The sequence below is a fragment of the Pseudomonas sp. HMSC066A08 genome (assembly GCF_001813025.1).
Classification (GTDB): domain Bacteria; phylum Pseudomonadota; class Gammaproteobacteria; order Pseudomonadales; family Pseudomonadaceae; genus Pseudomonas; species Pseudomonas aeruginosa.
Window position 1 is genome coordinate 258,153 of the sequence record NZ_KV811348.1, and the last position, 20,633, is coordinate 278,785.

The window sequence follows — 20,633 nt, forward strand, 5'->3', positions numbered from 1 at the left end:
ATGTTCACCGGGATCAGGCCTTCCTTGATCTCCGCGCCGGGCCGGCGGAAGGCGGCGACGTCCATCGGATTGATGCTGTTGATCGAGTTCTGGATGAACGTGCTCTCGCCCCAGCTCACCACCTGCTTGCCGACCCGCACGCTGCCGGGCAGGTCGCCGATGCTGTAGTTGTGGTAGAGGAAGGCATCGAGCAGCTGCGCCCCGGAGGACTTGGCGCCCTCCTTGCGATTGTGGTCGTCGATGTCGTAGAGCAGGCGGTGTTCGTCCTTCAGCTCGAAGTCGTACCAGTACTTGCCACGGAAGAACGCGCCGGTGTCGCCGTACTTGAGTTCGAGATCGTGGATGCCCTTGAAGATCTTCGAGAAGGTTTCGCCCTTCTTGAAGTTGAGCCGGCCGTCGTCGGAGGTCTGCGACGAGGCGTGGCCGCCGTTGCGGGTGCCGATGTAGTCCTTGTCGGCGGAACGCATGGACCAGCTGGCCCCCACCGACAGCGACGAGTCGAATTGCCCTTCGATCTCCCCGATGTTGAATGACACGGCCGAGGCCTGGGTGGCGCAACCCAGGGCTGTGGCCGCAGCGAGTGCGTGCAGAGGGAAGATTCCGCGCCTTTTTGTTGTTGTCATGCGGCTCTCCTGACAGGGTCGAGGTGGCTACACCCTACCCAGCGGCCCGAACGGCGGTAAGCGCACCAAGGAGGTATTCCGGCTGTCGCCCGAAAGAGTGAACAGGGGCCCTGGAAAGCGCCTCCGCGAACGCCATATGCAGGATGGATACGCCGTCATCCAGTGCATGGATGACGGCGCGGCACTGTTCCGCCGGCGACGGCGATGGCATCCTTCGCTGCATGCAGCCCGAACAGACCATTCCCGCCGACCGCGACCTCGCCGACGCCACCCGCGAGACGGTCATGCGCTATCACCTCAGCTGGAAGCACCGCGACATCGACGCGGTGATGGCGCTCTATCATCCCGAGGTCGAATACAACGACTTCTTCCAGAACCGCCGGATGCGCCTGGCCGATCTCCGCGAGTACGTCGAGGCGACCATGCCCAAGGGCCCCGACGAGTCGCTGGAGCACACCGACCGTATTCGCTTCGACGGCGATACCGCCTTCATCCAGTACCGCCTGCGGGTGACCCTCAGCGGCCGCCTGGCTTCGTTCCGCGCCAGCGAGGCGATCACCGTGCGCGACGGCCTGATCTGGCGCATCAACGAATACGCCTCGCTGGTCCACGAAAGCGGCGGCGGAGCCCAGGCCGGCGACGGCCGGCCGCCGGCCAGCCGCCTGGGGCTTTCGGCCAAGCAGCTGAGCCTGCTGGCGCGCGACCTGGAGCACTACTTCCAACAGGCCCAGCCCTATCTCGATCCGGACCTGGACCTGACCCAGGTGGCCAATGCCACCGGCTATACGCGCAACCAGATTTCCTACCTGCTCAACCAGGTGCTCGGCCTGAGCTTCTACCAGTACGTCAACCAGACCCGCCTGCAACACCTGCTCGGCCAGCTTTCCGGCGAGCTGCCCGGACGGGTCGACGAACTGGCCTTCGCCGCCGGCTTCAATTCGCTGTCGGCCTTCTACCGCTGCTTCCGCCAGCACACCGGCCAGTCTCCGCGCGAATACCTGAAGCGCCTGTCGTCGCGCCGCTGAGATTTCCCAGCGGACCCGCGCGCACGACAGGCGCACGGCATCTTCCTACTCTCGCCGCATCCCCCTTCCCTCTCGCTATGGAGCCCTCTATGTCGGCCTGGCGCCACCTCAGCCTGTGGATGAATCAACTGGACGATCCGCTCGAAGCGCGCCCGTCCCTGGAAGAATCCCTCGAGGTCGACGTGGCCATCGTCGGCGCCGGCTACACCGGCCTCTGGACCGCCTATTACCTGAAGCGCCGGGCGCCGCAGTTGCGCGTCGCCATCGTCGAGGCGGAAACCGCCGGCTTCGGCGCCTCGGGGCGCAACGGCGGCTGGCTGATGGGCAACCTGCTCGGCGAGGACGGCCTGCTCGCCGGCTTGCCGCCGGAGCGGCGCCGGGCCGGCTACGACCTGCTGCACGGGATTCCCGACGAGGTCGCGCGGGTGCTGCAAGAGGAAGGCATCGACTGCGACTACCGCAAGGGTGGCGTGCTCTACTGCGCGGCGCGCTACCCGGAACAGGAACGCCGCCTGCGTGCCTATCTGCATGATCTCTATGCCGAAGGCCTGGACGAAAGCGACTACCGCTGGCTGACGCCGCAGGAACTCGACCAGCAGTTGCGCATCCCCGGCAGCTACGGGGCGATCCATTCGCCGCACTGCGCCACCATCCAGCCGGCCAGGCTCGCGCGCGGCCTGGCCTGCGCGGTGGAGCGCCTGGGCGTGCAGCTGTTCGAGAAGAGCCGGGTGCTGCACTGGCAACGCGGCCTGCTGCGCACCGAGCGCGGCGAACTGCGCGCCGAATGGATCGTGCCGGCGGTGGAAGGCTATGCCGCCAGCCTGCCGCCGCTGGGCCACTACCAGTTGCCGGTGCAGAGCCTGCTGGTGGCCACCGAGCCGCTGCCGTCGTCGGTCTGGGCGGAGATCGGCCTGGAACGCGGCCAGGCCTTCAGCGAATTCAGCCGCCAGGTCACCTACGGCCAGCGCACCGCCGACGACCGCCTGGCCTTCGGCGCGCGCGGCGGCTACCGCTTCGGCGGCAAGCTACGCAGCGACTTCAGCCTCAACGACGAAGAAGTCGGCCTGCGTCGCTACCTGTTCGGCGAGCTCTTCCCGCTGCTCAAGGACGCCAGGATCAGCCACACCTGGGGCGGCAATCTCGGCATGGCCCGGCGCTTCCGCCCGCACATGCTGCTCGACCGCGCCAGCGGCATCGCCCTCTCCGGCGGCTACGGCGGCGAAGGGGTCGGCGCCAGCAACCTCGGCGGCCGCACCCTGGCCGCGCTGATCCTCGGCGAGGACAGCGAGCTGCTGCGGCAGCCCTGGGTGCTGGGCGAGCGTCCGCTGGACAGCCTGGCCCGCTGGGAACCGGAACCCTGCCGCTGGCTCGGCTACAACGCGATCATCCGCAGTTTCGTCCATGAGGACCGGGTCCTTGCCGATCCGCACAGCGCACCCTGGCGACGCAGCCTGGCGCAAACCCTCGCGGCCGGCATGGAAAGCCTGATGCGCTGAGAATCCCCTCCACCTCCCACAGAGGAAAAACCGCATGGCCCTGACCCTTCTGAAAAATACCGCCGGCGCCGATCTTGGCGCCGCCAGCCCGGTCGCGGTGCCCCTTGGCGAGCCGGTCGCGCAGACCCGCGCCTACGCCGTGGAGCGCACCGACCAGGTGGAAACCGGCATCTGGGAATGCACCCCCGGACGCTGGCGGCGGCAGATCGTCGAGCAGGAGTTCTGCCACTTCCTGCAAGGCCGCTGCACCTTCACCCCGGACGGCGGCGAGACCATCCGCATCGAGGCCGGCGATGCCCTGCTGCTGCCGGAGAACAGTCTCGGCGTGTGGGATGTACAGGAAACCGTGCGCAAGAGCTACGTGATCATCCATCGCTAGCCCCCGCGGCGCGACGGCGTCACTCGAAGCGCCCGTGGCGCCCCTCGCCGTCCTTGAAGCGCTGCGCGCCCTCCAGGGTCTCGCCGCTCTCGATCACCGCCAGCCCGCCCTGGAATTCGTTGGCCAGGGCCACGTCGAAGGACAGTTCCCACTGCGCGTATACGCTGGCGCGGTCGGCGAGCATGCAGGTCTGCGGGAAGGCGGCGAGTTCCGCCGCCAGCTCCTCGGCCTCGGCTCGCGCCGAACCGCTCGGCACCACCCGGTTGGCCAGGCCGATCTGCAACGCTTCGTCGGCCTTCACCGGACGCCCGGTAAGGATCAGGTCGAGCGCCCGGCCCTGCCCGACGATCCGCGGCAGGCGCACGCTGCCGCCATCGATCAGCGGCACCCCGAAGCGCCGGCAGAACACTCCGCAGATGGCGTCCTCGGCCATCACCCGCAGGTCGGCGAGCAGCGCCAGCTCCAGCCCGCCGGCCACCGCATAGCCTTCGATGGCGGCAATCAGCGGCTTGCCGAGCTGCATGCGGCTCGGCCCCATCGGCCCGTCGCCCTCCGCCTCCAGGCGATTGCGCCGCTCGCCATCCTCGGCCACCGCGGCGAGGTCGGCGCCGGCGCAGAAATTGCCGCCGCTGCCGGTGAGTACCGCGACCCGCGCCGTATCGTCCGCTTCGAATTCGCGCAGGGCGTCGGCCAGGGCCTGGGCGGTCGGCCGGTCCACCGCATTGCGCCGCTCCGGGCGAGCGATGACCAGGGTGGTGACCGGGCCGTTGCGTTCGACGATGACACTCATGACAGACTCCCTGCGGAAAAAGCGAAAAAAGACACCGGCCGGATGGCAGAAGACCGGCGTCAGCCGGTCTTCACCTTAGTCCTTTTCCCGCGGCCGCGCCGCATCCGCCGGGCGTCTCAGAGCGCGTGCTTCTGCAGGTTGGCCATCATTTCACGAAGCGCCTCGACATTGTCCGCCGGGTGCGCGGCGTTCTCGAAGTCGCAGATCTGCTGCCAGTGCGCGGCCACGTCCTCCGCGTCGAAGCCAGCCTTCGGATCGAAGCCGAAGCCCAGGCTGCGTTCCCAGCGCACCTTGCCGATCCAGCCACCGCCGACCTCATAGAGCCCCGAGGTATCCTCGCAGGCCGAGCTGCCGAGGTAGACCACCAGCGGGCTGACCAACTCCGGCTTGAGCTGCTCGAAGACCTGCGGCGGGATCAGCCCCTCGGTCATCCGCGTACCGCCGGTGGGGGCGATGGCGTTGACCAGGATATTGTTCTTGCGTCCTTCCAGGGCCAGGGTGCGGGTCAGGCCATAGAGGCCGAGCTTGGCCATGCCGTAGTTGCTCTGGCCGAAGTTGCCGTAGATGCCCGAGGTCGAGGAGGTGAACACCACCCGCCCGTAGGCCTGCTCGCGCAAGTGTGGCCAGGCGGCGCGAGTGACCTTGTAGGCGCCTTCGACATGCACCTGGTAGACCAGGTCCCAGTCGGCGTCCTCCATCTTGTGGAAGGTCTTGTCACGCAGGATGCCGGCATTGTTGACCACCACGTCGACGCGACCGAAGGCGTCCAGCGCGTTCTCCACTATCCTGCCGCCGTCCGTGACCGAGTCGTGGTTGGCCACCGCGGTGCCGCCGGCGGCTCGGATTTCCGCCACCACCTTGTCCGCCGCCGAGGCACTGGCGCCTTCGCCATGGGTGCTGCCGCCGAGGTCGTTGACCACCACCCTGGCGCCATGCTTCGCGAACAGCAGGGCGTGGGCGCGGCCAAGGCCGCCGCCGGCTCCGGTGACGATCACGACTTGGTCGTCGAAACGCAGGGCATCGCTCATGTTCGGGACTCCAGGGCAGTAGGAAGGATTGCCCGAGTGTCGGCCAGCCCGCCGGCGGGGACAAGGCTTCGCACCGCCATGAATGGCGCCCGATAAGGCAGCGGGATGTTCCGTTTCAGTCGAACGGAATGTACAGCCGGCCACGCGGGCCTAGCTTGAACAGCCACCAGTCGTAGTTGCGCCGGACCACCACCAGCAGCAGGCTGCCGAGCAACGCGCAGCCGGCGCCGAGGGCGTACCAGCGACTGCCTTCCTGCCAGCACAGGTAGCCGAGCCCGAGCGCCAGCAGCAGGCCGAGTTCGGCGAGGACCATCCCGGACTGGCGGATGAACGGCTGCGCCTGCACCATCTGGCGGAACAACCAGGAGCCCTCGTCGAACACACGCAAGGGAGAAACGGGATCGTGCATGGAGACCTCCATGGGTGACGAAACGCCTCGTCCAGCGAGGCGCCAGCACCCTAGCCCCGATCCTTGCGCGATGGCACTTGCTGCAATCTCAAAGTCGCTTAAGAAAACTCTGAATCATCCACTCGGGCGCGAAACGCCAGGTAATGTTCGAGCACCGCCGCCGGCGCTTCGATCTGCGGGTAGTGGCCGATGCCATCGAGCAACACGCAATCGGCATCGGCGACCAGTTGCCGGTAGCGCTCGACCATGTGCGCCCCGGAGATCGGGTCGACGGCTCCGTCGATCACCCGCAACGGCACCCCGCCGTGCTGCAATGCCGCCACCCAGCGCTCACGCTGCTCGCGGCGGTCGACGATGTAGCGGATCAGGCGGTGCATCACCCGCTGCCCCTGGTTGCTTTCGATCAGGCTCCAGAAGGCATCCAGCTCGGTCTCGCCGGGCTGGCTGCGCGGGCCGAAGACCTTGGCGAAGTTGCGCGCCAGGGCGCGGCGGTCGAACAGCCGGCCGAACAGCCCACCCAAGGGGCTCAGCAACAGCTTCTGGCTGAGCACCGGTCGGTGCGTTTCCGGGAACAGCCCGCCATTGAGGAACACGCAGGAGGCGAGCCGCAGCCGGCCTTCGTGGTGGCGGGCGAGCAGTTCCTGGGCGACGCTGTCGCCGTAGTCGTGGGCCAGCACGTGCAGCGGCTCGTCGATTCCCAGGCGGCCGAGCAGCGCCTGTTGCAGGTCGGCCTGCTCCAGCAGGCTGTAGCGATGGGCGCGCGGCTTGGCCGAGTCGCCGAAGCCGAGCAGGTCGCAGACCAGCACGCGGTAGCGCTGCGCCAGCGGCTCCCAGAGGTAGTGCCAGTCCCAGGCGGCGCTGGGAAAACCGTGGATCAGCAGCAACGGCCGGCCCTGCCCGGCTTCCCAGTAGCGGATCGGGAAGCCCTTGAAATCCAGGGTGCGGCCGCGCCTCCGCCAGGCCTCGAGGGGAATGCCGGGCAGCGCCGCGGTCACTGGCGGTAGCCCGGGTTCTGCTGGTCGAGCTTGCGCAGCAGCGCCGGCCAGGCCAGTTGGCCGCCCATGCCGGTCTTGCTGCGCATCACCCCGGCGATCATGTCGCGCGCGCCGGCGAGGATCTGCCCCGGGATGTGGATCAGCTCGGCACCGCCGCTCTGCGCCATCACCTGTACCTCGCAGGCGCGTTGCAGGGTGAACATCATCAGGAAGGTATCGGCGATGGAACCGCCGCAGGTGAGCAGGCCGTGGTTGGGCAGGATCAGGAAGTTGCTGGCCCCCAGGTCGGCCTGCAGGCGGGCCTTTTCCTCATGGTTCAGGGCGACGCCCTCGTAGGCGTGGTAGGACAGGCTGGAGAGCACGAACAACGATTGCTGCGACAGCGGCAACAGGCCCTGTTTCTGGCAGGACACCGCGATCCCCGCGGCGGTATGGGTGTGCAGCACGCACTCGACGTCGTGGCGGACCTCGTGCACCGCGCTGTGGATGGTGTAGCCGGCCGGGTTGATCTCGTAGGGGCTGTCCATCAGCTTCTTGCCGCTGGCGTCCACCTTCACCAGGCTGGAGGCGGTGATCTCGTGGAACATCAGGCCGAACGGGTTGATCAGAAAGTCCTCGGTGCCCGGCACCTTGGCCGAGATGTGGGTGAAGATCAGGTCGTCCCAACCGTGCAGGGCGACCAGCCGGTAGCAGGCGGCGAGATCGACGCGGGTCTGCCATTCGGCGGCGGAGACCTGGGCTTGCACATCGGCGGGCAGGGAGTGAACGGCGGTCACGGCGGCATCCTCTTTTGTCGTTATCGGATGCCCGGAGTCTAGCCCCGCCCTCCTCCGGCGACTGTCGCCGGGCTTACACTCGCGCGCCGGCTGAATGGCGGAGGATTCAGCCGGCCTATGCGCGCAGGCTACAGGCAGTGGGCGACCAGGGGGGCGACCAGCAGGTTGAACAGCCCGGTGAGAACCATCAGCAGACCGGCCGCCGAACCTTCCTCACCGCCGAACTCATAGGCCCGACTGGTGCCGGCGCCGTGCGCGCCGACGCCGAACAGCGCACCGCGGGCCAGCGGCGTACGCAAGCGCAGGACGCGCAACAGGGTGCCGCCGATCACCGCGCCGAACACCCCGGTGATCATCACGAAGGCGGCGGTCAGTTCCGGCACGCCGCCCAGGTCGTGGGACATCTCCATGGCGAACGGCGTGGTGATCGAGCGCGGCAGCAACGACAGCGTGACCTGGCCGTCCAGCGCCAGGGCCTGGGCCAGCGCCCAGGAGCTGCCGATGGCCACCGCGGTGCCGGCGAACATCCCGGCCAGCAGCGCCGGCCAGTGGCGCATCAGCAGCTCGCGCTGCTGCCAGATCGGGATGGCGAAGGCCACCGTCGCCGGACCGAGCAGCGCCACCAGCCAATTGGTGTCGCGGGCGTAGTCGGCGTAGCGGGTATGGGTGGGAATCGCCAGGGCATAGAGCAGCACCGGGACGAACACGATGGGCGACAGCCAGTACCACTTCACCCGGCGGTACAGCTGGCGGCTCAGCAGGTAGCCGCCGACGGTCGCCGCCAACCAGAACAGGGCTTGCTTATCGAGACTCATGGCGCGCCCTCCAGCGGCACATCCACTCCACCGACACCGCGGTGACCAGCATCACCAGCAGGGTGCTGAGCATGATCACCAGGAGGATGCGCCAGCCCTCGCTGCGTAGCAGCGCGCCGTAGTCGAGCAGGCTCATCAGCGCCGGGATGAAGAACAGCAACATCTCCGCCAGCAACAGGCCGGCGCCGGCCTGCAGCCAGGCCGGACGCAGCAGGCCGCTGGCGAACAGCAGCAACAGTGCCGCCAGGCCGACCACACCGCCTGGCAGCGGCAGGCCGATGGCCTTCGCCAGCCAGCCGCCGGCCCACCAGAAGGCGATGAGTACCGCCAGTTCGGCGGCAAGGCGGGAAAGACGGCGGACGAGCGGGGGCAACATGGGAAAGGCCTTGGCTGGGAAATCGGGGATGGAGAAAGGATAAGGCCCGGCCTATCATCCCCAAAGCGAATTGTCCGCATGAGAGCCATTCCAGAATGGAATTCCGTCAACTCCGTAGCTTCGTCGAAGTGGTCCGCCAGGGCAGCTTCACCCAGGCGGCCCAGGTCCGCCACGCCAGCCAGTCGACCATCAGCAAGCAGGTCGCCCAGCTGGAGCAGAGCCTCGGCGTGCAGGTATTGGAACGCAACGGGCCGCACGTGCGCCTGACCGACGCCGGCGCCGTGGTGTTTCGCCGCGCCGAGGAGATGCTGCGGCTGCGCCGCGACCTGCTCAGCGAACTGGACGACCTCAGCCAGCTCAACCGCGGCGAACTGCGCCTGGGCCTGCCGTTGCTCGGCGCCGACGCGCTGTTCGCCCAACGCTTCGCCGAATACCGGCGGCGCTATCCGAACATCGCCGTGCACCTGGTGGAAGGCGGCAGCAAGACCATGGAGCAGGCGGTGCTGGCCGGCGAACTGGAACTGGCCGGCAGCCTCACTCCGGCGGACGACGGCTTCGACTACCAGCCGTTCTGCAACGAACCGCTGGACGTGCTGCTGCCGGCCGGGCACCCCAAGGCCGCTGCCGCCAGCGTCGCCCTCGGCGAACTGGCGGACAGCCCGTTCCTGCTCTACCAGCAGAGCTTCACCCTCAACGACCGCCTGCTGCGCGCCTGCCTGGAGGCCGGCTTCAGCCCGCGCGAAGGTGGCCGCAGCGGCCAGGCCGACTTCCTCGGCGCGCTGGTGGCGGCCAACCAGGGGGTGGTGCTGCTACCACGGGTGATCGCTCGCGAGATCGAACGCCCGGGAGTGGTGCGGGTCCTGCTCAGGGAGCCGGACCTGCGCTGGGACATCGCCTTCATCTGGCGCCGTGGCGGCTACCTGTCGCGGGCGGCGCAGGCCTGGCTGGAGTTGCTGCGCGAACGGCCACTGGAAGAAAGCCCGGCGTAGGACGAATAACCGCCAGCTCGGCAGAGGCTACGGCGGATAACGCCTGGGGGCGTTATCCGCCCTACCGCTTGCTCCCTCCCCGTGTAGGGCGAATAACCGCTACGCGGTTATCCGCCACCTCGGCGGACGTTTCGGCGGATAACGCCTGGGGGCGTTATTCGCCCTACCGCTTGCTCCTCCCCGTGTAGGGCGAATAACCGCTACGCGGTTATCCGCCACCTCGGCAGGCGTTTCGGCGGATAACGCCTGGGGCGTTATTCGCCCTACCGCTTGCTCCCTCCCCGTGTAGGGCGAATAACCGCTACGCGGTTATCCGCCACCTCGGCGGGGCAAGTCCGGGATCAGCCCTTGAGGGCAGCGGCGAACTCGGCCAGCCAGGGTTCGGCGTCGGTCTCGGGGGTAACGGTTTCGCTGGCATCCAGGCGCAGCATCGGCAGCACTTCGCGCACGCCCAGTTCGCCGAACAGTTCGCGAACCTGCTCGCCGCCACCGCAGAACGTGTCGCCGTAGCTCGAATCGCCCAGGCCGATGACCCCGCCCGGCAGGCCGTGCCAGGCCGGCAGCTGGTCGCGGATCGCGTAGTACAGCGGTTGCAGGTTGTCCGGCAGTTCGCCCATGCCGGTGGTCGAGGTCACCACCAGGAATGCCTCGGGGGCGAAGGCCTTGAGTTCGTCGAGGCTGGCGCGGGGCAGATGGGTGGCCTCGAGGCCGGCCGCGGACAGCAATTTCTGGGCGTGCCGGGCGACTTCTTCGGCGGTGCCGTAGACCGAGCCGGAGAGAATGGCGACTTTCATGAACACTCCGTAAGCCAACAGGGGTAAGCCGGACATTATGCCGCATGCGTTCGCCGAGCGGGACGCACCGAATCAATGCAACCAGGACGTTCAAGCACCATTTTGGCGCACTCCCTGTCATCGGGATTTCATCGCGCTGCCGTAGACACGGCAGCGAACCTTCGCCACCACGGCGGGAACGATCCTTGCCTGTCCTCCGACGCAGCCCACCACCCCCGGCGCTGCGCCGTTGTCCGAGGGCGCCCACGAAGCGCGCTCAACCGTTCCAGGAGATACACGATGTCTACCGCTCCCGTTACCCTGCTGGTGGCCCGCCGCGTCGCCGCCGGCCGTTACCGCGACTTCCTCGCCTGGCAGCGCGAAGGCGAAGCCCTCGCCGCCGACTTCCCCGGCTACCTCGGCTCCGGGGCGCTGGCGCCGCCCGCCGGCGGAGACGAATTCCAGATGATCTTTCGCTTCGCCGACGACGCCACCCTCGCCGCCTGGGCCCACTCCGCCTCGCGCCAGGCCTGGCTCGAACGCGGCCAGGGACTCTTCGACGAACCGCGCGAGCGCCGCGCCCACGGCCTCGCCGCCTGGTTCGACGACAACCGCAAACCGCCGCGCTGGAAGCAGAGCGTGGCGATCTGGCTGGCGTTCTTCCCGGTCTCGCTGGCCTTCAACCTCGGCGCCGGCCCCTACCTCGGCGAGCTGTCGCTGGCCGCGCGGGTGCTGCTCAGTACCCTGGTCCTCACCCCGCTGATGACCTACTGGTTCATCCCCCTCTCCAGCCGCCTGCTCGCCCCCTGGCTGCACCGCCGCCCGCAGCGCGCCACCAGCCTGCCGGAAGCGCACTGAGGGCTTGCCGCCCACCCCGACGGGGTGGGCCGTAGCGCAAGGCTTTGCCCGACTGGCTCAGTCGGGTACCCTGCATCCATCCGATTCCCTTCGCCTGCTGTGAGAGTCCCATGGCGACAGCCCCGATCCTGATCACCGGCGCCAGCCAGCGTGTCGGCCTGCATTGCGCCCGCCGCCTGCTGGCCGACGGCGAGTCGGTGATCGTCAGCTACCGCAGCGAACGCCCGGCGCTGGACGAACTGCGCCAGGCCGGCGCGCTGACCCTGCACGCCGACTTCGCCAGCGAGGCCGGCATCTTCGCCTTCATCGGGGCCCTCCGGCAGCATACCGACAGCCTGCGAGCGATCGTCCACAACGCCTCGGACTGGATCGCCGAGACGCCCGGCCACGAAGCCGAGGCGTTCCAGCAACTGTTCAGCGTGCACATGCTCGCGCCCTACCTGATCAACCTGCACTGCGCCGAGTTGCTGGAACGCTCGCAGCCCGCCGACATCGTCCACCTCACCGACGACGTGGCGCGCAAGGGCAGCGCCCGGCGCATCGCCTACTGCGCGAGCAAGGCCGGGCTGGACAACCTGACCCTGTCGTTCGCCGCGCGCTTCGCGCCGAGGATCAAGGTCAACGCCATTTCACCGGCGCTGGTGATGTTCAACGACGGGGACGACGCCGAATACCGCGCCCGCACCCTGGCGAAATCCGCCCTCGGCATCGAGCCGGGGCCGGAAGTCATCTACCAGAGCCTTCGCTACCTGTTGGACAACCCCTACGTCACCGGGACCACCCTGACCGTGAACGGCGGCCGCCACGTCAAGTGAGGCGCCAAGGACCCCTTATGAACCCAGCACTTTCCCAGCATTACCGGGAGATCCTCGTCGGTCTCGGCGAAGACCCGCAGCGCGAAGGCCTGCTCGACACCCCGAAGCGCGCGGCCAAGGCCATGCAGTACCTCTGCCACGGCTATGGCCAGACCCTGGAGGAAATCGTCAACGGCGCGCTGTTCGCCTCGGACAACGATGAAATGGTCATCGTCCGCGACATCGAGCTGTACTCCCTCTGCGAACACCACCTCCTGCCCTTCATCGGCAAGGCTCATGTGGCGTACATTCCCACCGGCAAGGTGCTCGGCCTGTCGAAGGTGGCGCGGATCGTCGACATGTTCGCCCGCCGCCTGCAGATCCAGGAGAACCTCACCCGGCAGATCGCCGAGGCGGTCCGCCAGGTGACCAGCGCCGCCGGCGTGGCGGTAGTGATCGAGGCCCAGCACATGTGCATGATGATGCGCGGGGTGGAGAAGCAGAACTCGCAGATGTTCACCTCGGTGATGCTCGGCGCGTTCCGCGACTCGAACACCACCCGCCAGGAATTTCTGCAATTGATCGGAAGGAGCAAGTGACATGCCGCGACTGGAACCGGGAATGGCGCGAATCCGCGTCAAGGACCTGCGCCTGCGCACCTTCATCGGGATCAAGGAGGAGGAAATCCTCAACAAGCAGGACGTGCTGATCAACCTGACCATCCTCTACCCGGCCGCGGATGCCGTGGAGGTCAACGACATCGAGCACGCGCTGAACTACCGCACCATCACCAAGGCGATCATCCGCCACGTCGAGGAGAACCGCTTCGCCCTGCTCGAACGGATGACCCAGGAAATCCTCGACCTGGTGATGGAGAACCCGGCGGTGCGCTACGCCGAGGTGGAAGTGGACAAGCCGCACGCGCTGCGCTTCGCCGAGTCGGTCTCGATCACCCTCGCCGGCCACCGCTGAGGCGGCCGACGAGCGAACCGCGCGAAGACGCGCACAAGCGTTGCCCGCCGGCCGCGCCAACTCTTATCATCGCCGGACCTGGCCCTGTGCCTTCACCCTGCCCCGAGCCATCGTCGAGAAACACCGCCATGACCGCAGCCAACCTCACCGAACAGCAACGCCTGGAACTCGAAGCCGCCGCCTTCCGCACCCTGGTCCATCATTTGCAGACCCGCAAGGACGTGCAGAACATCGACCTGATGAACCTCGCCGGTTTCTGCCGCAACTGCCTGTCCAAGTGGTACAAGGCCGCCGCCGACGACCTCGGGGTGGAAGTCAGCAATGACCAGGCCCGCGAAGAGATCTACGGCATGCCCTATGCCGAGTGGAAAGCCAAGTACCAGAAAGAAGCGAGCCCGGAACAACAGGCCGCCTTCGCCAAGAGCCAGGGCAACGCCTGAGGCCACCGGGCCCCTTGCCAACCCTGCCCCAGACACCATGAGCCTGTTTCGATGACCCTGACCGACTTCCGCGCGCGCCTGCGCAGCGAACACCACCTGTTCACCGACACCCTGGCGTTCATCGCCGAGCACTACAGCTACACGCCGAGCGCCTTCGACAACGGCAGCGTGAGCAACCCGGCCGGGCAGAACGAAGGTTCCTGCAAGACCCTGGGCTTCGCCATCCTCGAGGGCCTCAGCCTCGAGGAAACCCTGCTGGCCTTCGGCGAGCACTATCGCGCGGTGCGCGACAACCCGGAAGGCGACGACCACGCCAACATCCGCGCCCTGCAACAGACCGGCCTGGCCGGCGTGCATTTCGAGCGCCAGCCCCTGTCGCGCCGGGGCTGAGAAGTCCCGGTCGCCCCCACGGCGGATAACTGCGAGCGGTTATTCGCCCTACCGACCGCTCCATAGCGACCCACGCCAGCCGTCGCCACCGGCCGGCCTTGCCGATACGCGACGAAAAAAGGCGGGGCCCCATCGGGGTCCCCGCCCTCTCGCCGCCGCAAGCGCGGCGCAGCCAGCGTCACAGCTTGGCGATGGATACCTCGGTGGACTTGACGAAGGCAATCACTTCGCTACCGATGGCCAGCTCCAGTTCCTTCACCGAGCGCGTGGTGATCACCGAAGTGACGATCCCGGCGGCGGTCTGCACGTCGATCTCGGACAGCACCGGCCCTTCGATGATTTCCTTCACGGTGCCCTTGAACTGGTTACGAACGTTGATGGCTTTGATGGTCATGGCGTTTCTCCTGGGGGGATTCGGAACGAGGCATGGTTGGTTAGAGCGCCCAGCGCAGTTGCGTGGGCAGGGGTGAAACGGGTTCGGGTTGCGGCGGCAGCTCCGGCTGCGCCAGCACCCGGTTGAGCACTTCGGCTTCCAGCGCGGCCAGTCGCGCCGAGCCACGCGAGCGCGGCCGGGGCAGTTCCACCGGCAGGTCGAGGCCGATCTCGCCGTCCTCGATGAGGATCACCCGGTCGGCCACCGCCACCGCCTCGCTGACGTCGTGGGTGACCAGCAGGACGGTGAAACCGTGTTCGCGCCAGAGTCCTTCGATCAGTTGCTGCATCTCGATCCGGGTCAGCGCATCGAGCGCGCCGAGCGGCTCGTCGAGCAACAGCAGGCGCGGCTCGTGGATCAGCGCGCGAGCCAGCGCGACGCGCTGCTTCTGCCCGCCGGACAGGGCCGCCGGCCACTCGTTGGCACGCTCGGCCAGGCCGACCGCCCGCAGCGCCTGCAGGGCCTTCGCCCGCCAGTCGCCGCGCAGGCCGAGGCCGACGTTGTCGATCACCCGCTTCCACGGCAGCAGGCGCGAGTCCTGGAACATCAGCCGGGTGTCCTCGCGGGCCTCGGCCAGCGCCGCCGAGCCGGCCAGCAACTCGCCGCGGCTGGGCTGGTCGAGGCCGGCCAGCAGGCGCAGCAAGGTGCTCTTGCCACAGCCGCTGCGACCAACGATGGCGACGAACTGCCCGGCCGGAACCAGCAGGTCGATGTCCTTGAGCACCTCGCGCTCGCCGAAGCGCCGCGCCACTCCGCGCAGGGCCAGCGGGATACCGCGCTTCAGGCGCTGCGGAGTGCCGCCAAGGGCGGCGTTGTGGGCATTCATGCGCCACCTCCCTTGACCTGGTAGGCCGGGTGCCAGCGTAGCCAGACGCGTTCCAGGCCGCGTGCGGCGAGGTCGGCGAGCTTGCCGAGGACGGCATAGAGCAGGATCGCCAGGACCACCACGTCGGTCTGCAGGAACTCGCGGGCGTTCATCGCCAGGTAACCGATGCCGGAGCTGGCGGAAATGGTCTCGGCGACGATCAGGGTCAACCACATGAAGCCGAGGGCGAAGCGCACCCCGACCAGGATCGACGGCAGCGCGCCGGGCAGGATTACCTGGCGGAACAGGGCGAAGCCGGACAGCCCGTAGCTGCGCGCCATCTCCAGCAGGCCGGGGTCGATGCCGCGGATGCCGTGGTAGGTGTTCAGGTAGATCGGGAACAGCGTGCCGAGGGCGACCAGGAAGATCTTCGCCGACTCGTCGATGCCGAACCACAGGATCACCAGCGGGATCAGCGCCAGGTGCGGCACGTTGCGGATCATCTGCACCGAACTGTCGAGGAAGCGCTCGCCCCACTTCGACAGGCCGGTGACGAAGCCCAGCACCAGGCCGATGGCGCCGCCGATGAGGAAACCGATCGCCGCGCGCCAGCCGCTGATCGCCAGGTGCTGCCAGATCTCGCCGCTGCGCAGCAGCGCCCAGCCGGCCTCGAGTACGGCGCTGGGCGCGGGGAGGATGCGGCTGGACAGCCAGCCGAACTCGACCGCCGCCTGCCACACCGCCAACAGGACCAGCGGCAGCGCCCAGGGCGCCAGGCGCTCGGCCAGTCGTTTGGAAATGCTCATGTCGTTCGCTCCGACCGCTCTCAACTCTGCGCGGCCTGCCGGGGCAGGATGTCGTTGGCCACCATCTCGCCGAACGGGCTGACATAGCCGCGTCCCTCGGGCTGCGCCGGGCGCTGCACGTCGAGGTGCGGGAACAGCAGTTCGGCGACCCGGTAGGACTCTTCCAGGTGCGGATAGCCGGAGAAGATGAAGGTATCGATGCCCAGCTCGGCGTACTCCCTGACCCGCGCCGCCACCGTCGGCCCGTCGCCGACCAGCGCGGTGCCGGCGCCGCCGCGCACCAGGCCGACGCCGGCCCAGAGATTGGGGCTGACTTCCAGGTTGTCGCGCGAACCGCCGTGCAGCGCGGCCATGCGTTGCTGGCCGACCGAGTCGAAGCGCGCCAGGGAGGCCTGGGCGCGGGCGATGGTGTCGTCGTCGAGGTGCGCGATCAGGCGATCGGCGGCCTGCCAGGCTTCCTCGCTGGTCTCGCGGACGATCAGGTGCAGGCGGATCCCGAAGCGCACCTGGCGGCCCTGGCGGGCGGCCTTCTCGCGTACCTGGGCGATCTTCTCGGCAACCGCCGCCGGCGGCTCGCCCCAGGTCAGGTACAGCTCGACCTGCTCGGCGGCGAGGTCCTGGGCGGCCTCCGAGGAGCCGCCGAAGTACAGCGGCGGACGCGGCTGCTGCAACGGCGGATAGAGCAGCTTGGCGCCCTTCACCTGGATGTGCTTGCCGGCGTAGTCGACGGTCTCGCCCTCCAGCACGCGACGCCAGATGCGGGTGAATTCGACCGACGCCTCGTAGCGTTCGGCGTGGCTCAGGTGCAGGCCGTCGCCAGCCAGTTCGTCGGGATCGCCGCCGGTGACCAGGTTGAACAGCGCGCGGCCGTTGGACAGCCGGTCCAGGGTCGCCGCCTGGCGCGCAGCGACGGTCGGCGAAATGATCCCGGGACGCAGCGCGACGAGGAACTTCAGGCGCTGGGTTACCGGGATCAGCGAGGCGGCGACCAGCCAGGAGTCCTCGCAGGAACGTCCGGTGGGGATCAGTACGCCGCCGAAGCCCAGGCGGTCGGCGGCCTGGGCGATCTGCTGCAGGTAGCCGTGGTCGACGGCACGGGCGCCCTGGGTGGTGCCCAGGTAGTGGCCGTCGCCGTGGGTGGGAAGGAACCAGAAAATCTCGAGGCTCATCGCAATTGACTCCAGGGTGAGCGCGCCGGCGTGGCGTAGCCGCGCGATGATCGTGTCGGTATGTGGGTGGGCGGTACGGGCTCAGGGTGCGCTGGCGACCTTGCCGGCCGGCGGCGTCCAGATCACGTCCTTGATGCTCAGCGGTTTGGGAATCAGCTTCAGCTGGGTGAAGGTGTCGGCGATCTTCTGCTGCGCCTCGACCACCGCCGGGGTGATCAACTGCGCGCCGTAGCCCTGGCGCTTCACCGCGGTAAGGGTGATGTCGGCGGGCAGCCCGAGCAGCGGCGCGACCTGCTCGGTCACCTGCTGCGGGTTGGCCCGCGACCAGTCGCCGACCTGGCGGATCTCGTCCACCAGCTTGTCGAGCACCTGCGGATGCCGTTGCGCGTAAGTCCGGGTGGCGAGGTAGAACTGGTGGTTGTCGACCAGCCCGCGACCATCCACCAGGACCCGCGCGGACAACTGTTTCTCGGCGGCGGCCTGGTAGGGGTCCCAGATCACCCAGGCGTCGACGCTGTGGCGCTCGAAGGCGGCGCGGGCGTCGGCCGGCGGCAGGTAGACGGGTTGGATGTCGCTGTACTTCAGGCCGGCCTGCTCGAGGGCGCGGACCAACAGGTAATGCACGTTGGAGCCCTTGTTCAGGGCGACTTTCCTGCCCTTCAGCTCGGCCACCGAACGAATCGGCGAGTCCTTCGGCAGGAGGATCGCCTCGCTGGTCGGCGCCGGCGGTTCGTAGGCCACGTAGAGCAGGTCGGCGCCGGCGGCCTGGGCGAATACCGGCGGGGTTTCCCCGGTCACGCCGAAGTCGATGCTGCCGACATTGAGTCCCTCGAGCAGTTGCGGGCCGCCGGGAAACTCGGTCCATTGCACCTTCACGCCGTCTTCGGCGAGACGTTTCTCCAGGGTGCCGCGGGCCTTGAGCAGGACCAGGGTGCCGTATTTCTGGTAGCCGATCCGCAGGGTGTTGGCCGACTTCTCGTCGGCCTGGACGCCGTAGGACAGGGCCGCCACCAGCAGGGCCGCCAGTCCACGACGCAAAGCGATGGTGCGCATGGCGCTCTCCTTTGTCGTTGTGGGTGCCGAACCTGCCGCGCCGTTGACGGAACAGTGAGGTCGTCGTGTGTGCGTTGTGCAATCGGGCCGCGGCGCGCGTGCGCTGGCGGCGGACGGATCAGATGCTCCAGCGGGCGTTCACCAGGCGCTCGTTGAGCAACTGCGGGTCGATCGGCTGCGGCCGTCGCGAGAGGGCCAGGTGGAAGGTTTCCAGGGCGTTTTCCAGGCGCTGCTCGAGGACCGGTTCCAGGCGCGCCGGGTCGCTCTCGGTGGCGTAGGCGATCTGCTTGTCCACGGCGAATACGCCGTGCAGTACCTCCTGGGCCTTGAGCGCGGCCAGGACCGGCTTCAATGCATAGTCCACGGCCAGCATGTGCGCGCTGCTGCCGCCGGTGGCGAACGGCAGCACCACCTTGTGCTCCAGGGCGCGCTCGGGCAACAGGTCGAGCAGGACCTTCAGCGCGCCGGAAAACGAGGCCTTGTACACCGGGGTGGCGACCAGCAGGCCGTCGGCGCGGCCGATCTGCTCGGCCAGCGCCAGTACCGGCGGACTGTCGAGGCGGGCATGCAGCAGGTCCTCGGCGGGAAAATCCAGCACCTGGTGGCTGGCCACCTCGACGCCGCGACGGCTCAGCCAGTCCCTGGCACGCTCCAGCAACACCCCGGAGCGGGAGCGTACGCTGGGACTTCCGGCGATGGAAACGACGAGCATGGGGGGATTCCTTATAACCGGAAAACAGGATATTCGTTTGGCTTGCTAACCAAGTTGCATAGACCTTAACAGGCAGCCTCATATTCCAATAAATGTTTTTTATTCATTTATTTATTCCATAAAGCATATAAGAAGCCCGGTTCGGGGTCTTGCCTCAGAGCACGTGCGCCCGCTGCATTTCGGTCAGGGCCTCGCCGCGCAAGTAGGCCAGCTCCACCGCCCGGCGGTCGCGGGGACGCGCCAGCGGTACGTGGAACTCGCGGCGGATGTGTCCGGGACGGCCGCCCATCAGCAGCACGCGGTCGGCGAGATAGAACGCCTCGTCGAGATCGTGGGTGACCAGCAGGACGCTGATCTCGTAGTTCTGCACCACGTCCTGCAGCAGGTCCTGGAGGCGCATGCGGGTGAAGGCGTCGACCGCGCTGAACGGCTCGTCGAGCAACAGCACCTGCGGCCGTCCGTAGAGACCGCGGGCGATCGCCGCGCGCTGCGCCATGCCGCCGGACAGTTGCTTGGGCAGCAATCCTCCGCAGCCGGCCAGTCCGACATCGGCGAGCAGGCGCTCGACCCAGTGCTCGTCCTCCAGCCAGCCGTCGGCGAAACCGACGTTCTGCGCCACCGTCAGCCAGGGCAACAGGCGCGGCTCCTGGAACACCACGCCGATGCCGCCGCTGCGGCCGTTCTCGCCGTCCGGGCCGAAGCCGAGGATCGGATTGCGTTCGACAGTGCCCTGGAAGTCGTCGTCCAGTCCGGCGGCGATCCGCAGCAGGGTGCTCTTGCCGCAACCGCTGGGGCCGAGCAGGCTGACCACCTCGCCGGGCGCCAGCGACAGCGCCACGCCCTCCAGCACCCGCGTATCGCCATAGGCCTTGCGAATCTCCAGCAGGTCGAGCAGGCCGCTCATGCGCCGCCCTCCCCGTCGAAGCTGTCGCGCCAGCGCAGGGCCCGGCGCTCCAGCGAGCGGAGCAGGCCATCGCTGAGCTTGCCGAGGGCCGCCAGGACCAGGATCGCGGCTATCACCAGGTCCGGACGCGAGGTTTCCCGACCGTCGCTGAGCAGGTAGCCGAGGCCCTGGGTGGCGGCGATCAGCTCCGCCGCGACGAGGAACATCCAGCTCAGGCTGAGCGCCCCGCGCAGGCCGGTGAACAGGTTCGGCAGCGCCGCCGGAAGGAGGATGCGGCGAACCAGGGCGAAGCGCGACAAACGGTAGAGCCGCCCCAGTTCCACCCACTTGCGATCGACCCCGCGTACCCCGGCGACCAGCGCGAGGTAGACCGGGAAGAAGGCGCCGAGGGCGATGAGGACGATCTTCGGCGTCTCGTCGATACCGAACCAGAGCAGCAGCAAGGGCACCCAGGCCAGGCTGGGGATCGCCCGCAGGGCCTGGAAGCTCGGCTCAAGGTAGGCTTCGGCGCGACGACTGAGGCCGACCCAGGTTCCGACCGCCAGGGCCAGGCCGCTGCCGATCGCGAAGCCGGCGGCGACCCGCGCCAGGCTCGCGCCGACATGCCCCCACAGCTCACCGCGAGCCAGTTCCACCAGGGTCAGCAGGATGCCGCTCGGCGCCGGCATCTGGTAGGCCGGCAGCCAGCCCAGGCGCACCAGCGCTTCCCACGACGATAGTGCCAGCAGCGGCAAGGCCCAGGCCCGCCAGGCGCCCGGCACGCGCAGTCGCCACGCCCGGCGCGAGACTCGCCGGGCCAGTCGCAGGCTCTGGCTGACCATGG

General features: G+C 68.2%; 27 protein-coding genes. 10 read left to right on the top strand and 17 right to left on the bottom strand.

Translation table 11 applies throughout. The features are described 5' to 3' along the window. Positions 1–623 (bottom strand): DUF1302 domain-containing protein (locus HMPREF2886_RS25005; RefSeq protein WP_045108252.1); only part of this gene is annotated, 623 nt, incomplete at its 3' end. 284 nt (positions 624–907) lie between these two features. Here HMPREF2886_RS25005 and HMPREF2886_RS25010 point away from each other — a divergent pair. The 3 genes from HMPREF2886_RS25010 (at position 908) to HMPREF2886_RS25020 (ending at position 3,523) form a co-directional block, all read left to right on the top strand. Next, the gene (locus tag HMPREF2886_RS25010; RefSeq protein WP_079989625.1) at positions 908–1,648 is read left to right on the top strand and encodes an AraC family transcriptional regulator; all 741 of its coding nucleotides are present in this window, start codon (positions 908–910) and stop codon (positions 1,646–1,648) included. Between the two features lie 89 nt (positions 1,649–1,737). After that, entirely contained in the window at positions 1,738–3,144 is a 1,407-nt protein-coding gene (locus tag HMPREF2886_RS25015) for an NAD(P)/FAD-dependent oxidoreductase (RefSeq protein WP_039027821.1), read from the top strand. A 34-nt stretch (positions 3,145–3,178) separates the two neighbouring features. Then, positions 3,179–3,523 carry a cupin domain-containing protein gene (locus tag HMPREF2886_RS25020; protein ID WP_003091873.1) on the top strand — a complete coding sequence of 115 codons (345 nt, stop codon included), beginning with the start codon at positions 3,179–3,181 and terminating at the stop codon, positions 3,521–3,523. Between the two features lie 19 nt (positions 3,524–3,542). On the opposite strand, the gene HMPREF2886_RS25025 is transcribed toward HMPREF2886_RS25020, so the two are convergent. The 7 genes from HMPREF2886_RS25025 to HMPREF2886_RS25055 form a co-directional block, all read right to left on the bottom strand. Beyond that, positions 3,543–4,313: a crotonase/enoyl-CoA hydratase family protein gene (locus HMPREF2886_RS25025; protein WP_003091874.1), complete on the bottom strand. Its 771-nt coding sequence runs from the start codon at positions 4,311–4,313 to the stop codon at positions 3,543–3,545. 116 nt (positions 4,314–4,429) lie between these two features. Then, a complete protein-coding gene (locus tag HMPREF2886_RS25030; RefSeq protein ID WP_003111019.1) occupies positions 4,430–5,341 on the bottom strand; it encodes an SDR family oxidoreductase in 912 nt (303 codons plus the stop codon). Positions 5,342–5,456: 115 nt separating this feature from the next. Continuing rightward, positions 5,457–5,750 carry a hypothetical protein gene (locus tag HMPREF2886_RS25035; protein WP_033968505.1) on the bottom strand — a complete coding sequence of 98 codons (294 nt, stop codon included), beginning with the start codon at positions 5,748–5,750 and terminating at the stop codon, positions 5,457–5,459. A gap of 98 nt (positions 5,751–5,848) precedes the next feature. After that, a complete protein-coding gene (locus tag HMPREF2886_RS25040) occupies positions 5,849–6,745 on the bottom strand; it encodes an alpha/beta fold hydrolase (RefSeq protein WP_033975541.1) in 897 nt (298 codons plus the stop codon). Then, a complete protein-coding gene (locus tag HMPREF2886_RS25045; RefSeq protein WP_003114490.1) occupies positions 6,742–7,521 on the bottom strand; it encodes a class II aldolase/adducin family protein in 780 nt (259 codons plus the stop codon). Before HMPREF2886_RS25045 ends, HMPREF2886_RS25040 begins: the two co-directional genes overlap by 4 nt. A gap of 128 nt (positions 7,522–7,649) precedes the next feature. Beyond that, positions 7,650–8,336: an LrgB family protein gene (locus HMPREF2886_RS25050; protein WP_003102323.1), complete on the bottom strand. Its 687-nt coding sequence runs from the start codon at positions 8,334–8,336 to the stop codon at positions 7,650–7,652. Next, positions 8,323–8,712: a CidA/LrgA family protein gene (locus HMPREF2886_RS25055; RefSeq protein WP_003091885.1), complete on the bottom strand. Its 390-nt coding sequence runs from the start codon at positions 8,710–8,712 to the stop codon at positions 8,323–8,325. The genes HMPREF2886_RS25050 and HMPREF2886_RS25055 overlap by 14 nt, the downstream gene beginning before the upstream one ends. Positions 8,713–8,807: 95 nt before the next feature. Here HMPREF2886_RS25055 and HMPREF2886_RS25060 point away from each other — a divergent pair, with 95 nt between their 5' ends. Further along, a complete protein-coding gene (locus HMPREF2886_RS25060) occupies positions 8,808–9,701 on the top strand; it encodes a LysR family transcriptional regulator (protein WP_019726574.1) in 894 nt (297 codons plus the stop codon). Positions 9,702–10,042: 341 nt separating this feature from the next. On the opposite strand, the gene HMPREF2886_RS25065 is transcribed toward HMPREF2886_RS25060, so the two are convergent. Further along, positions 10,043–10,495, bottom strand: coding sequence for a flavodoxin (locus tag HMPREF2886_RS25065; RefSeq protein ID WP_031638865.1), 453 nt, complete (start codon positions 10,493–10,495; stop codon positions 10,043–10,045). A gap of 279 nt (positions 10,496–10,774) precedes the next feature. Here HMPREF2886_RS25065 and HMPREF2886_RS25070 point away from each other — a divergent pair, with 279 nt between their 5' ends. The 6 genes from HMPREF2886_RS25070 (at position 10,775) to HMPREF2886_RS25095 (ending at position 13,928) form a co-directional block, all read left to right on the top strand. Then, on the top strand, positions 10,775–11,332 hold the full coding sequence (locus tag HMPREF2886_RS25070) for a putative antibiotic biosynthesis monooxygenase (protein ID WP_033968502.1): 558 nt from the start codon (positions 10,775–10,777) through the stop codon (positions 11,330–11,332). A 110-nt stretch (positions 11,333–11,442) separates the two neighbouring features. After that, the gene (gene folM / locus HMPREF2886_RS25075; RefSeq protein ID WP_058018105.1) at positions 11,443–12,147 is read left to right on the top strand and encodes a dihydromonapterin reductase; all 705 of its coding nucleotides are present in this window, start codon (positions 11,443–11,445) and stop codon (positions 12,145–12,147) included. A 17-nt stretch (positions 12,148–12,164) separates the two neighbouring features. Next, the gene (gene folE / locus HMPREF2886_RS25080; RefSeq protein WP_003091896.1) at positions 12,165–12,725 is read left to right on the top strand and encodes a GTP cyclohydrolase I FolE; all 561 of its coding nucleotides are present in this window, start codon (positions 12,165–12,167) and stop codon (positions 12,723–12,725) included. A 1-nt stretch (position 12,726) separates the two neighbouring features. Continuing rightward, on the top strand, positions 12,727–13,098 hold the full coding sequence (gene folX / locus HMPREF2886_RS25085) for a dihydroneopterin triphosphate 2'-epimerase (protein ID WP_003091897.1): 372 nt from the start codon (positions 12,727–12,729) through the stop codon (positions 13,096–13,098). A 128-nt stretch (positions 13,099–13,226) separates the two neighbouring features. Beyond that, complete coding sequence (locus HMPREF2886_RS25090; RefSeq protein ID WP_003091898.1) at positions 13,227–13,538, top strand: DUF1244 domain-containing protein; 312 nt, start codon at positions 13,227–13,229, stop codon at positions 13,536–13,538. A 51-nt stretch (positions 13,539–13,589) separates the two neighbouring features. Continuing rightward, the gene (locus HMPREF2886_RS25095; RefSeq protein WP_003091899.1) at positions 13,590–13,928 is read left to right on the top strand and encodes a HopJ type III effector protein; all 339 of its coding nucleotides are present in this window, start codon (positions 13,590–13,592) and stop codon (positions 13,926–13,928) included. Positions 13,929–14,106: 178 nt separating this feature from the next. On the opposite strand, the gene HMPREF2886_RS25100 is transcribed toward HMPREF2886_RS25095, so the two are convergent. The 8 genes from HMPREF2886_RS25100 to HMPREF2886_RS25135 form a co-directional block, all read right to left on the bottom strand. Then, a complete protein-coding gene (locus tag HMPREF2886_RS25100) occupies positions 14,107–14,322 on the bottom strand; it encodes a TOBE domain-containing protein (RefSeq protein ID WP_003091900.1) in 216 nt (71 codons plus the stop codon). Between the two features lie 40 nt (positions 14,323–14,362). After that, complete coding sequence (gene ssuB / locus HMPREF2886_RS25105; protein WP_003102311.1) at positions 14,363–15,187, bottom strand: aliphatic sulfonates ABC transporter ATP-binding protein; 825 nt, start codon at positions 15,185–15,187, stop codon at positions 14,363–14,365. Beyond that, a complete protein-coding gene (gene ssuC, locus HMPREF2886_RS25110; RefSeq protein WP_003102309.1) occupies positions 15,184–15,972 on the bottom strand; it encodes an aliphatic sulfonate ABC transporter permease SsuC in 789 nt (262 codons plus the stop codon). Before ssuC ends, ssuB begins: the two co-directional genes overlap by 4 nt. Before the next feature lie 20 nt (positions 15,973–15,992). Further along, the gene (gene ssuD, locus HMPREF2886_RS25115; protein ID WP_058178422.1) at positions 15,993–17,141 is read right to left on the bottom strand and encodes an FMNH2-dependent alkanesulfonate monooxygenase; all 1,149 of its coding nucleotides are present in this window, start codon (positions 17,139–17,141) and stop codon (positions 15,993–15,995) included. An 81-nt stretch (positions 17,142–17,222) separates the two neighbouring features. Further along, positions 17,223–18,194, bottom strand: a complete 972-nt coding sequence (locus tag HMPREF2886_RS25120) for a sulfonate ABC transporter substrate-binding protein (RefSeq protein ID WP_033975543.1) — start codon at positions 18,192–18,194, stop codon at positions 17,223–17,225. Between the two features lie 118 nt (positions 18,195–18,312). Then, positions 18,313–18,906 (bottom strand): NADPH-dependent FMN reductase, encoded by a 594-nt coding sequence (gene ssuE / locus HMPREF2886_RS25125; protein WP_033968498.1) that lies wholly within the window; start codon positions 18,904–18,906, stop codon positions 18,313–18,315. A gap of 154 nt (positions 18,907–19,060) precedes the next feature. Continuing rightward, complete coding sequence (locus HMPREF2886_RS25130; protein ID WP_003091922.1) at positions 19,061–19,810, bottom strand: ABC transporter ATP-binding protein; 750 nt, start codon at positions 19,808–19,810, stop codon at positions 19,061–19,063. Continuing rightward, on the bottom strand, positions 19,807–20,631 hold the full coding sequence (locus HMPREF2886_RS25135) for an ABC transporter permease (protein ID WP_003091924.1): 825 nt from the start codon (positions 20,629–20,631) through the stop codon (positions 19,807–19,809). Before HMPREF2886_RS25135 ends, HMPREF2886_RS25130 begins: the two co-directional genes overlap by 4 nt. Between the last annotated feature and the right edge of the window lie 2 nt (positions 20,632–20,633).